Below are 12,203 nucleotides of genomic sequence, written 5' to 3'. Positions count from 1 at the left end.
AATCTCTAAATGATAATCAAGCACTTTAAGCTAGAGAAAAACGGGCCAAGAATTATTGACTTTATCAGCTTTTTAGTTATTTGGCATGACACTGGGATTTTTTAAAATAAATATGCACTTGATATTGCAATTTACCATACTTTAATTTCATTAAATTGCAAAATTTTTTTCTAGTTCAAACGCTCCCTTTGACTTATGCTATAATACCAATAACTGAATAGAAAGGAATCAGCTAATGATAATTAATCTTATCTTCCTATTTATTTCATATCTACTAGGCTCAATTCCATTCGGTGTAGTGATCGGTAAGTATCTTTACCACAAAGACATTCGGGGTGTGGGCTCAGGAAATATAGGTACGACCAACGCCTTTCGTGCCTTTGGTCCCAAGGGAGGCTTATTGGTATTCCTGTGTGATATGGTAAAGGGAATGCTACCGGTTCTTATTGCTAATTACAGTTCTCACTTTACTGATATTGATAGCGTGCTTTTTGGTTTAGCGGCTATCTTAGGCCATACCTTTTCACTTTTTCTCCACTTCAAAGGTGGAAAAGCCGTAGCAACCAGTTTTGGCGTAGGCTTAGCTCTGGCCCCCCTGGCTTCCTTAGGAGGGATTGCTGTATTTTTCATTGTTCTCTATCTTTTTAGAATGGTTAGTTTAGCTAGCATCATAGCCATGGTGGCAGCTTCTATTATTTCTTTTCATTATGCTATTCCGATTAGGGTTTTGATCTTATTCATTACCCTTCTAATCATTTTCCGCCACAAAGATAATATTAGACGCATTCTAGCTGGTAAAGAAGCTAAAGTGCCATTTGGCCTGGGATACAAGAAAAATAAACAATAAAAAATCGCGTCATCTGGCGCGATTTTTTTGCATTAAACTTCTTCCGCTAAACGCTTTTTCAAATACTCGAGGTTTTCTTTGCTCTGAGTATCAATATGGGTCCCTTTCATCCCTAAAGAGCGGGAAGTGAATACCCCAGCAGATTCCATTTTTCGTAGGGCATTCACAATCACAGAGCGGGTAATATTCTCTTCTTTAGCAATTTTAGAGGCTGTAATGCGGGTACGTGGCTCTTCTAGGTCTTTAAAAATAACATATAAGGCATTTAATTCCGAATAAGAAAGCGAGCGAATTGCTGAATCCACCACTTGTTTTTTCTGTTCTTTTTCTTCTTGACGACGGCGTTTAATAAACACCATCTCCATAGCTAGAACCGTCCCCACATATTCACCAAGAATCAGGTCATAGCAGTTAAAGTCTTCGTAGGGACGAGCTAGGATTAAATAACCTAATTTGGTGGTATTACCATAGATAGGGATAATGGTGGTCATGCCTTTGTTGAATTTATCACGAAATTCCAAGGCCAAGATCGTCCGGTCATCTGAAGTTGGAATGTTTGACTTGGTTTCTTGGATCGGTGAGATAATCTCTAAATAATTGGGATCTAACTGGTGGGCTTCCATCATCGCTTCGGTCCGCTCACTATTGATTTCCTCATAAATGGCAAAATACCCCAATAATTCTCCTTCAACAGAAACTAAATAAGCGTTGGCCTTTAAATTTTCCGCTAAATAACGGACTAACTTTTGAAAGGGAAAATCTGCCATCTCATCATCATAAATATTCCCTTCACGGATAACCTTATTAATGTCTCTAATTTTTTCTAAAACGCCCTCTACCGATTCAGCTATCATTCTTTGTCCTCCTTATGTACATCACTATGCTTAGCTCTTGGAAAGTATTTTAAATAATTATTTCTTAAAGATTCTTTTGACATATGGGTATAAATTTGCGTACTAGATAAACTTGAGTGCCCTAATAATTCTTGTACTGTCCTTATATCAGCTCCATGATTAAGGAGATGGGTAGCAAAAGAATGGCGTAATTTATGGGGATGAATATCCAGGTTACTGGCGCTTTTTTTGACTAAATCATTCAAAATATAAGTCACACCTGATGGAGTCAAGGCTTCTCCCCGATTATTAACGAAGACATAGTCATGATTATAGCCCTTTAAGAGATCAGGTCGGCCAGCTTCCAAGTATTCCTCCAGCGCCTTTTTACAATAGGAACCAAAAGGAACATAGCGATCTTTGCTCCCCTTGCCATGCAGTAAGACAATGGAATTTTTTAGATCCACTTGCTTTATGGTCAAATTCGTACATTCACTCACCCGAGCACCAGTCGCATATAAGAATTCTAACAGCGCTATATTTCGCTTATCCAGGGCTCGCGGCCCCTTAGCCGCCTCAAACAAGGGATCTAACTCAGCTTCATAAAAAAAATCGGGTAATTTTAGTCCCGTTTTAGCCGCTTGAACATAGGTAAAAGGATTGTCATCAACCAGGCCTTGGTCAAGAAAACGATTAAAAGCAGTTCTCAAGCTACTTAAATGCCGAGCTAAACTTTTACGACTCAGGCCCTTTCTTTGCAGATGACTTAAATAGAGGCGAATATCTCGGTAACTTAACTGCTTGAAATCGCTTATTAATAGTTCATCACTAATAAAAGAGATAAACTCATCAAAATCACTTAAATAGGCCTTTAAGGTCTGATCACTGTAATGTTTCTCATCTTTTATATATTCTTTTAACCTTTTTCGATAACTTTCAAAAGTCATAAAATCCCTCTTAGCTCATATAATCTACCATATTAAGGCGCCCTTTTCAAGTAATTGTCGGAATTTTCAAAACATTTATAAAGTTAATTTACCTTTTACTTGATGAAAATAAAAAACCTGTAATCCTCTTCGATTATCAGGTTTCTGTTCTGTCAGCAAAAGCTCTAATCATCGCCTTTTTGGACATCTTCTTTATAGTCACAATTACTACAAATCACTTGTTTAGAGCCGCGTTTTTTCTTTTCAACCAAGTAATGGTCACATTTAGGACAGGAACGGCCCACAGGTTTATCCCAGGAGACAAAATCACAATCAGGATAGCGGGAACAACCGTAAAAGATCCGTTTTTTCTTCGATTTCCGTTCGACAACTTGTCCTTCCTTACAGGTTGGGCAATTCACGCCAATTTCTTTAACAATGGCTTTAGTATTACGGCAATCAGGGAAATTACTACATGCATAAAACTTCCCATAACGTCCTAATTTGATAACCATTGGATGACCACAGACGTCACAATCAAACCCTGCTGGTTCGTCTTTAATTTCGATTTTTTCCATTTCTTGGTCAGCTTTTTCAATATCCTTGCTAAAAGGTTGATAGAAAGCATCAACGACGTCTATCCAATTCTTATTACCATCTTCCACATGGTCTAATTCATCTTCCAAGTTAGCGGTAAATTGAGGATCAACGATATCAGGGAAAAATTCAGAAATTAAACTATTAACAATCTCACCTAATTCAGTGGGTTCGAAGCGTCTAGCTTCTAATTTAACATAGTAGCGCTTAATCAGGGTTTCTAAAGTTGGTGAGTAAGTAGAAGGACGGCCAACCCCTAATTCTTCTAAAGTCTTAATTAAGCTCGCTTCAGTATAGCGAGCTGGTGGTTGGGTGAAATGTTGGTTAGGAGTTAATTCTTTACTCTTTACCTTTTCACCGTTTTCTAGTTCTGGCAAGAGATTATCCTTTTCATTATTATCGGGATAAACTCTGAGGTAACCAGTAAATTTAATTTTTGATCCGTTCGCCCGAAAGCTCACATCATTTTGAACCAGATCACAGGCTACTGTATCATAGACGGCTGGCGCCATTTCACTAGCCATAAAACGAGACCAAATAAGGCTATACAGCTTGAACTGATCTTTACTGAGATAAGCTTCAACGCTATCGGGATGACGAAAGGCAGATGTCGGTCTAATCGCCTCATGGGCATCTTGGGCACCTTGTCCACTAGCACCACTGGTCCCCTTACCGATATATTCCTTACCGTATTTGTCTTGGATAAATTGGCCGGCTTCTTGTTTAGCACCATCAGAGATCCGGGTGGAGTCTGTACGCATGTAGGTAATTAAACCCACTGTCCCTTCACTGCCTAATTTAATCCCTTCATATAACTGTTGGGCAACCATCATCGTCTTTCGTGTTCTAAAGCGTAAACGTTTGGAAGCTTCTTGTTGGAGGGAAGAAGTCGTAAAAGGTTTTTGGGGATTACGTTTTCTTTGTTTTTTGGTCAAGTTTTGAACTTCAAATTGATCACTGCTGATATTAGCCATTAAGGCTTTAACATCATCTTCATTTTTTAAATCAATTTTTTTACCCTTAAATTTGGAAGCATTTGCCTTGAAAGTTTCTTTTCCTTTTTGAAATACCCCTTCAATGCTCCAATATTCTTCAGGCACAAAGTTACGGATTTCCTCTTCGCGGTCAACGACCATTTTCAAGGCAACAGATTGTACCCGCCCAGCGGATAAACCCTTCTTGACCTTAGCCCATAGAATGGGGGACAAATTATAGCCCACCAAGCGGTCTAAGATCCGTCTAGCCTGCTGAGCGTCCACCAAGTCCTTATCGATGGCTCGTGGATTGTTGATTGCTTCTTTAACCGTATCCTTGGTGATTTCATTATAAGTGACCCGGATATCTTCTTCGGGATCTAATTTTAAAATATGGGCTAAGTGCCAAGCAATCGCTTCTCCTTCCCGGTCCGGGTCAGAAGCTAAGTAGATATTATTTGCTTTTTTAGCCTCTTTTTTTAGATCTTTGATCGTATCTCCCTTACCACGAATCGTAATATAATGGGGATCATAATTATTTTCAATATCGATGCCCATTTTACTTTTAGGAAGATCACGTAAGTGGCCCTTACTTGCCACCACTTTATATTTACGTCCTAAGTATTTCTCAATCGTTTTTGCTTTAGTTGGTGATTCGACAATCACTAAATCTTTTTTAGGTGTTTTCTTTCTTTTTGTAGCCAATAATATGCTCCTCTCTTCTTGGGAGATTTAAACGCTTCATATCATAGGCGAATTTTTTAACCTTGTCAAATATAAGATTTTTAGCTGTTAAATAAAAGAAGGATAACGATAAGTCTCTAAAATATCATCCGCTTCGCTAATCAGCTTGGCCCCTGCCTGAATTAAAGCATTAGTGCCTTGGGAACGAACACTAAATATATTACCTGGAATAGCTAAAACCTCGCGATTGGCCTGCAAGGCATAGTTAGCAGTAATTAAACTGCCTGATTTTTCCCTAGCCTCAACAACAAGGGTTGCCCTAGAAAGCCCCGCAATGACTTCATTACGATAAGGGAAATGCCATTTCTTTACCCCGGCAAAGCTAGGCAGTGGCGAGATTAGCAAGTGATTTTTAGCAATAAAATCTTGTAAAGCACGGTGTTCTTTAGGGTAAACATTTGCTAGACCGGTCCCTATCACAGCGATCGTTCTTCCTGAATTTTGAATACTGGTGCGGTGGGCAAGACTGTCAACGCCACGGGCCAAACCGCTCACAATAACTAAAGAGTTAACAAGATTTGACATCAGTTTATCAATAACCTTTTTGGCATAGTTACTACAATCTCTAGCCCCAACTATAGACAAACAGTCATCTTTTAACCAGGCAATATTGCCCTGACAAAATAAAACCAAAGGCGGCTTATAACTTTCTTTTAAAAGGTCTGGGTATTGAGGATCAAAGTAAGTGATGGGGAAAATTTTCTCTTTCTCATAATAGTTTTGATAAAAAGACCAAGGGCTATGGCTCAAAAAGCGAAGAAGTTTGGGAAAATATTTTCTTCCTTTTAAATAATGGCTCAGCACACCTTGGTAATCTGGGCTCTCTAATAGGCCTTTAAACACCTGTAGCCGATCTTCATAGCCCACTAAAGCTGACTCTGTTAAATGAACGAGCGCTTGCTTGGCGCCTTGATAATTTCTTTCATCATACATATAACCACCCTTTCATAGTCTATTCAGCCGTAAAAGGGTGACAATTTCATTAGAAATAATTCTTAATTGGTGCAAAGCTTCTCCGGTGGATGGGACAGGGACCATAAGTCTCTATTGCTTTAAGATGTTCCTTGGTTCCATAACCAACATTACTGTCGAAAGCATAAGCTGGATATTGCTTAGCATAATCACGCATGATTCGGTCACGATATTCTTTAGCGATAATGCTAGCAGCAGCGATTGCGCTTACCCGGTCATCCCCCTTAATGAGACTACTATGAGGGATATCTAAAGAAAGATCGACAGCATCAATTAAAACATATTCTGCTTGGGGGCTTAATTTTTTTATACTATTCATCATTGAACGTTTAGTGGCATTTAAAATATTATAACGATCAATAGCCTCATTATCTTGGACATCAATAGCTATAGCGACACTGTTCTCTTTAATCAGAGGAATTAAATTTTGCCGCTGGACTTGACTAAGTTGTTTAGAATCACGCAAATCAAACAGGGGCCTCTCGGGCTTTAAAATAACTGCCGCTGTGACCACTGGCCCTGCTAAGGGACCACGCCCGACCTCATCTATACCGGCAATATATTGAAAGCCCTTAGCATGTAGGTCAGCTTCAATTTGGTTCATATAACGTATATGTTCTCGACGCTCTAACTCCTTAGTCAAACGACGATCATACTGGTTTAAAGCCTTTATAACGCCCTGTCGCTGGTCTAATCGCCAGCTAGCCACTAAGTCGGTATCGATGGCTGATATGTCCTGTTTCAGGTAGTCTTTTATCGCTTGTACGGTTAGCTTATCTTTAGTCATCAGCTGATCCTTCCCCAACTTGATCCAGTCGATAATCTTCATAACGATCAAGGGTCATTGGCGCAATTTTCCCACTACGAAATTCACGAATTAGCCAGTCGCTAAAGCGCTCGTAGTCATCTTTCATTCCCATTTTATTTGTCAATGTCATCATTAATTCAGGATAAGGGGGTTGGGCTTCTTCTTCTGATAAATTAAAGAACTGACAAAAGTCTTCCATATAATAATCCATCATAAATTGCATGGCATAAAGGGCAATATCATCGCTATAGTAATGGGTGTCTTTAATAGCTCCTGTCAGAGCGAGATTCATCCCCACAATTGGGTCTTCAAATTTAGGCCAGAGGATGCCAGGAGTGTCCAATAAAGAAAAGTCTTTATCAATTTGTACCCACTGCTGTCCTTTGGTAACACCAGGTCGATTCCCTACTTTAGCTGATTTCTTATGGGTCAGTTGATTGATCAGGGTCGACTTACCCACGTTAGGAATTCCTAGTACCATTAAGCGTATCGTTTTTTGTTTCATGCCTTTGTCTAGCCATTTTTGACGCTCGCTATCAGTTACTTCCAAGAGGTAGTGACGTAACTTCTTAATTTCTTTATTATTTTTACTGTCGATAGCAATGGCATCGGTATCTTTGTTTCTTAAGTGATCTAGCCACAGTTTATTTTGAATAGGGTCAGCTAAATCAGCTTTATTTAAGACAATTAAACGCTTTTTTTGTTGAATAATTTGATCAATTAAAGGGTTTTTACTAGCAATGGGAATACGGGCATCACGAATTTCAACTACCCAATCCACACTCTTTAATTGTTCTTGAACTTGTCTTTTAGCCTTGGCCATGTGACCAGGAAACCACTGTATTGTGCTCATGTTATCCACCTTTCTTCTCATAAGAAAAGGCAGCTATCTCTTCGAAACTGCCTTCTCATCCATTCAATTATTCTATTACTCAATTCGACCGGCTTCATCAAAAGGCCAAATTCGCCAATTAACTTCTCCGTAAATGAGATCACCGTCTACTGGCCCGAATGCACGGCTGTCTTTTGAAACGGGTCGATTATCTCCCATAACAAAATAGGAATTCTCAGGAACTTTTTCAATGGTAAAATTCTCAGTCACTAATTTGCCGGGATTTTCGGCTTTTAATTCATTGAGATAAGGCTCATCATAGGCTTGGTCATTAATATATAATTGATTATCACGGTATTCCACCTTATCTCCTGGCATACCTATAACTCTTTTGATATATTTATCCCCGCTATTATCTGGAGCATCTAATACAACGATATCAAAACGATCCACATCGCCTAGGCGGCTAACAATAAGATGTTGGCCATCCTCTGTTGTAGGATTCATTGAGGCCCCTCTAACGGTAAATTGAAAACCGATAAAATGGCGAATCCCTAGATAAAGTAGGAGGGCAACCGCTACAATTATAATGATTTCTCCAATACCACTAAGAAATTTTTTCATTAATCTAAAACCTTCTTCTATTGTGCATGGTCAAGTAAATAGTCAACAGCTTTATCTTTTTGGGTATCGTGAGCTAAAATATAGTCTCTTAACGCACGAGTTAAGGCTTGCGCAGTTTCATCATTCACTTGACCAGTTTTTTCAAGCTCATGATCTGCTTGGAAAGCCCCCAGGGCTGTCTGAGTCTGTTCATCAAATTTCCCTTGTACTTGATCAGATTCCAGATAGCCTAATAAGGCAAGTTGCGCTTGGATATTTTTTATTTTATCAGATTCTTCCCCTAATTGGTAATTTTGACTGCCATCCACTAAAGAAAGTTCTGAGTAATCAGGGAGTTGGGCTTCGATATCTGGACTAATGCCTTGCTTATGGATCCAAGACCCATCAGGAGTTAACCAATGGGCATAAGTTATTTTTAATTGGTCCTTATCATCCAATTTGACTACGGTTTGTACGGTACCTTTACCAAAGCTTTGACTTCCAATGACTGGTATATGAGCAGATTGCTGTAGGGCACCTGCTAGAATCTCAGAGGCACTCGCGCTTCCCTTATCAATCAAAATGACACTAGGTTCATCAATCTTAAAGTCCCCCATCTTGCTTTTATCGGCTTGAATCTTCTTGCGGTTGCCCTGGCTATCTTCAATTTGGACAATGGTATCTCCATCGGCTAAGAAATAATTTGAAATTTGAATCGCTGAACTGAGTAAGCCCCCAGGATTGCCACGGACATCGAAGATAAAGGATTTAACTCCCTTGTCACGCATACTCTTGACCGTTTCCTGGACATCCTTAGCGGTAGGCTCTGAGAAGGAAGAAATTTGAATGAGACCAATTTCTGGGTGGCCTTCAATCTGATGACTATAGACCGTCTGCAGAGGAATCTCTGCTCGAGTTAAGCTTAGCTCTTGTTGGTCATCTCCGCGTTCAATCACTAGTTGAACTTGGCTACCCGCTTCTCCTCGGATCATATTAGCCGCTTCTTGGGCATTTTTTCCTTCCAAAGATTCACCATTAACACTTTTAATGATGTCGTCGGTTTGTATGCCCGCCTTTTCAGCTGGGCTCCCCTTAATGGGGCTTATGACCACAATTTGATTATCCCTTACTGTAATTTGCGCGCCAATGCCTTCAAAATTAGCCTCGATGGTTTGATCTAATTGCGAAGACTCATCGCCATGTAAGTAAGTGGTATAAGGGTCATCAACGGCTTCCGTCATTCCTTTTAAGGCACCATCGATTAATTTTTCCCGGTCCACATCACCAATATAGCCATCCGTAATTAATGAAAATGTTTTTTGTAGCTTACTAATTTCCTGAGTAGACATGGCATTTTGGGCGTGAATTTGCCAGGGAAAGCGTCCTGTAGTTAGATAATTAGTGGCAAAAAAGGTCAGTAAGGCTGTTAGAGCAATAACTAATAAGCTTGGTAAGAATCGCTTCCAAGATGGTTTAGTGCTAAATTGACCCTTGGCCTTTGCCCCATCAGTGTTTTCTTCCTGCTCTAGCAAAATTTCCTCTTTTATTTCAGGGTCTTCTTGAGTTTTTGAAGCATGGTAGGCTTGACCATCTTCTGCTTTATTTATTTCATTATTGTCTTGATTATCTGCTGGTATTTTATTTTCATCCGTCATATTTTCACTTCCTAGTCATTGTTGAGATAAGCTTGCCACAATTCATCAAATTGAGAAACCCACTGTGAGTAACGACTATTTAACTCAATATAATCACTAATACTAGCAAAATCTGTAGCAGTTTTAGGGAAATCGCCATCAAGATAGATTAATTCAGCCAATTGGCTCTTGGGATCTTGACTGGCCCTGCTGCTATTACGATGTTTTTGAATATATTGATAAAATGGCTTCACTTTAATTTCTCTCTCCCAACTGGTCTAAGATTTGGCTAATTTTCTGTTCAGAAACACCTAATTGTAAAACAATTTGATCATTAGTCAAATCGATTGCTTCAACCTCAAAAGCAATGCCTTCCTTAGCTAGTAATTCTTTTATTGAAATAATGATCGATTCTGATTCAGTATCAATCGCTAAAGGCAGGTCACTAGGAATAATCTGAGAAAGAATGGGTAAAAAGATATTTAAAGGAAGATCTAAGGATAGTATTGAGAAATTAACTACTTTCAAACTAAGATTGCCACTGGCGTGAACCTCAGGGCGAGTAGTTAAGGTGTAAGCAAGCGATTGGTTTAAAAGCTGAATTTTTCCTTTAATAACGATCGCATCCTGGTTATTTTCCAAAAGAAAAGGTAAGTCTTCTTGGTTAAGAAGATGAACCAAGTGGTCAACAGTCATCGCTATTTTTACTGGAACCATTGCCTGGTCAGAAGTCTTGGGCTGATTCACCTGGACCTGATCCTGGTAAGTGTTTGCTTGAGTATTTTGATGAATATAAAAATAAGCAGAAGCAAATAAGATCGCCAAAAAGCTGACTAAGCTTAGAAATGCAATTTTCCATGGATTTCTTTGCTTCTTTTTATTCTCCACCGTAGAACCTCCCTAGTTTCATTTTTTTCTTTCCCAGAATTCGAACTGGTAATGATAATTCGATTCGCTATTAAGATCTTGGTCAACAACCGCATAGCGCCTAAATTGACTCAGATCGGGATTAAAGCTAGTATCCCCTTCAACATTTTCAGCGATATTAGTAATCCGAAGCTCGTCCAAATAAGGCCAGAACAAGCGGTAAATTTCTGCACCTCCGATAACCATAACATCTTCTGCTTTAGCTAGCTCGATAATCTCATCCATCTGGTTAATGATTTGAACCTGATTCTCATTATCAGGGGTAACCCCCGGCAAACTTTTCTTACGGGTCAGAATGTAATTTTTGCGTTCTTTTAATGGGCGGTTTCCCATCGACTCGAAGGTTTTTCGGCCCATGACTACAGTCTTATGTAAGGTTTCTTGCTTAAAAAATTTCATATCTTCGCTAATATGCCAAGGAAGTTGATTATTTTTTCCTATAATACCGTTAGCCGCATGAGCCCATATAGCTATTAACATGATAGCCTCCTTTTATCCATTCATTTCAATCAGATTAAATCTATACGGCCACTGGAGCCTTTATCGGTGGCTGAGGATGATAATTATTCAATACGATATCATCCTTTTCAAGATCAAACATGGATTTGTCACTTTTCATTTCAAGCTGAGGTAATTGACCAGGTTGACGACTTAATTGTTCTTTTACCTGGTCGAAATGATTATTATAGATATGAACATCACCAAAAGTATGAACAAAGTCTCCGACTTCCAGGCCAACTTCACGGGCAATTAAATGGGTCAATAAAGCATAGGAAGCAATATTAAAAGGAACCCCTAAAAAGACATCACCACTTCTTTGGTAGAGTTGGCAAGATAGCTTGCCGTCATTAACGTAAAATTGACTTAAGGTATGACAGGGAGGCAAGGCCATATTAGGGACATCTTCTGGATTCCAGGCGGATAAGATGATCCGGCGAGAATCAGGGTTATTTCTAAGCTGCTCTAGAATATTCGCAATTTGATCGATAGATCCCCCATCACGAGTTTCCCAATCCCGCCACTGTTTACCATAGACATTACCTAATTCACCGTATTTTTTTGCAAAGTCTTCATCATTAAGGATCTTTTGACAAAAGTCTGATTTAACTTTTAAATATTCGGCTTTAAATTCTGGGTCCTTTTCTGCCCGCAAACCAAAATCAGTCATATCAGGCCCCTGATAGTCCTCACTGTTCACCCAGTTTTCAAAGGCCCACTCATCCCAAATATGGTTATTATTTTCTAATAAATAACGAATATTAGTGTCTCCTCTTAAAAACCATAGAAGTTCACTCTTTATCAGTCCAAAGGCCACCTTCTTAGTCGTCAAAATCGGAAAACCTTCTCTTAGATCAAAACGCATCTGATAACCAAAAATTGAACGCGTCCCAACACCAGTACGGTCGGACTTGTCATGGCCCTTTTCTAAAATGGTCTGTAACAAGTCTAAATATTGCTTCACTACTTTTCCCTCCAATAGTCATACTAAGGCTTCATAGTACCATA

General features: G+C 39.2%; 13 protein-coding genes. 1 reads left to right on the top strand and 12 read right to left on the bottom strand.

Going from position 1 to position 12,203, the window contains the following annotated elements:
* The first annotated feature begins 235 nt into the window (after positions 1 to 235).
* A complete protein-coding gene (plsY, locus tag CJ190_RS04470) occupies positions 236 to 847 on the top strand; it encodes a glycerol-3-phosphate 1-O-acyltransferase PlsY (RefSeq protein WP_064292428.1) in 612 nt (203 codons plus the stop codon).
* Between the two features lie 32 nt (positions 848 to 879).
* Here plsY and CJ190_RS04465 read toward each other — a convergent pair whose 3' ends face one another.
* The 12 genes from CJ190_RS04465 to CJ190_RS04410 all read right to left on the bottom strand — a co-directional run bounded on the left by CJ190_RS04465 (position 880) and on the right by CJ190_RS04410 (position 12,159).
* Positions 880 to 1,701 carry a GTP-sensing pleiotropic transcriptional regulator CodY gene (locus CJ190_RS04465; RefSeq protein WP_064292427.1) on the bottom strand — a complete coding sequence of 274 codons (822 nt, stop codon included), beginning with the start codon at positions 1,699 to 1,701 and terminating at the stop codon, positions 880 to 882.
* A complete protein-coding gene (locus CJ190_RS04460) occupies positions 1,698 to 2,627 on the bottom strand; it encodes a tyrosine recombinase XerC (protein WP_070597920.1) in 930 nt (309 codons plus the stop codon). The genes CJ190_RS04465 and CJ190_RS04460 overlap by 4 nt, the downstream gene beginning before the upstream one ends.
* A 164-nt stretch (positions 2,628 to 2,791) precedes the next feature.
* The gene (gene topA, locus CJ190_RS04455) at positions 2,792 to 4,882 is read right to left on the bottom strand and encodes a type I DNA topoisomerase (RefSeq protein ID WP_064292425.1); all 2,091 of its coding nucleotides are present in this window, start codon (positions 4,880 to 4,882) and stop codon (positions 2,792 to 2,794) included.
* A gap of 87 nt (positions 4,883 to 4,969) precedes the next feature.
* Positions 4,970 to 5,788 carry a DNA-processing protein DprA gene (dprA, locus tag CJ190_RS04450; protein ID WP_168162766.1) on the bottom strand — a complete coding sequence of 273 codons (819 nt, stop codon included), beginning with the start codon at positions 5,786 to 5,788 and terminating at the stop codon, positions 4,970 to 4,972.
* A gap of 115 nt (positions 5,789 to 5,903) precedes the next feature.
* Positions 5,904 to 6,680 carry a ribonuclease HII gene (locus CJ190_RS04445; RefSeq protein WP_064292423.1) on the bottom strand — a complete coding sequence of 259 codons (777 nt, stop codon included), beginning with the start codon at positions 6,678 to 6,680 and terminating at the stop codon, positions 5,904 to 5,906.
* The gene (gene ylqF / locus CJ190_RS04440) at positions 6,673 to 7,554 is read right to left on the bottom strand and encodes a ribosome biogenesis GTPase YlqF (RefSeq protein ID WP_070597921.1); all 882 of its coding nucleotides are present in this window, start codon (positions 7,552 to 7,554) and stop codon (positions 6,673 to 6,675) included. The genes CJ190_RS04445 and ylqF overlap by 8 nt, the downstream gene beginning before the upstream one ends.
* Positions 7,555 to 7,629: 75 nt before the next feature.
* Positions 7,630 to 8,157 carry a signal peptidase I gene (gene lepB, locus CJ190_RS04435; protein WP_064292421.1) on the bottom strand — a complete coding sequence of 176 codons (528 nt, stop codon included), beginning with the start codon at positions 8,155 to 8,157 and terminating at the stop codon, positions 7,630 to 7,632.
* A 17-nt stretch (positions 8,158 to 8,174) separates the two neighbouring features.
* On the bottom strand, positions 8,175 to 9,791 hold the full coding sequence (locus CJ190_RS04430; RefSeq protein ID WP_224783434.1) for a S41 family peptidase: 1,617 nt from the start codon (positions 9,789 to 9,791) through the stop codon (positions 8,175 to 8,177).
* 11 nt (positions 9,792 to 9,802) lie between these two features.
* Entirely contained in the window at positions 9,803 to 10,024 is a 222-nt protein-coding gene (locus tag CJ190_RS04425; protein WP_064292420.1) for a YozE family protein, read from the bottom strand.
* 1 nt (position 10,025) lies between these two features.
* Entirely contained in the window at positions 10,026 to 10,658 is a 633-nt protein-coding gene (locus CJ190_RS04420; RefSeq protein ID WP_064292419.1) for a YpmS family protein, read from the bottom strand.
* A gap of 18 nt (positions 10,659 to 10,676) precedes the next feature.
* A complete protein-coding gene (locus tag CJ190_RS04415; protein WP_082888615.1) occupies positions 10,677 to 11,177 on the bottom strand; it encodes a dihydrofolate reductase in 501 nt (166 codons plus the stop codon).
* Between the two features lie 40 nt (positions 11,178 to 11,217).
* Positions 11,218 to 12,159 carry a thymidylate synthase gene (locus tag CJ190_RS04410; RefSeq protein ID WP_101562020.1) on the bottom strand — a complete coding sequence of 314 codons (942 nt, stop codon included), beginning with the start codon at positions 12,157 to 12,159 and terminating at the stop codon, positions 11,218 to 11,220.
* Positions 12,160 to 12,203: the final 44 nt, after the last annotated feature.

Origin of the sequence: Aerococcus loyolae (genome assembly GCF_002871915.2) — a bacterium.
Lineage (GTDB): Bacteria > Bacillota > Bacilli > Lactobacillales > Aerococcaceae > Aerococcus > Aerococcus loyolae.
The sequence above is the reverse complement of the archived record's forward strand: the minus strand, read 5'-3'. Positions and strand labels throughout refer to the sequence as shown.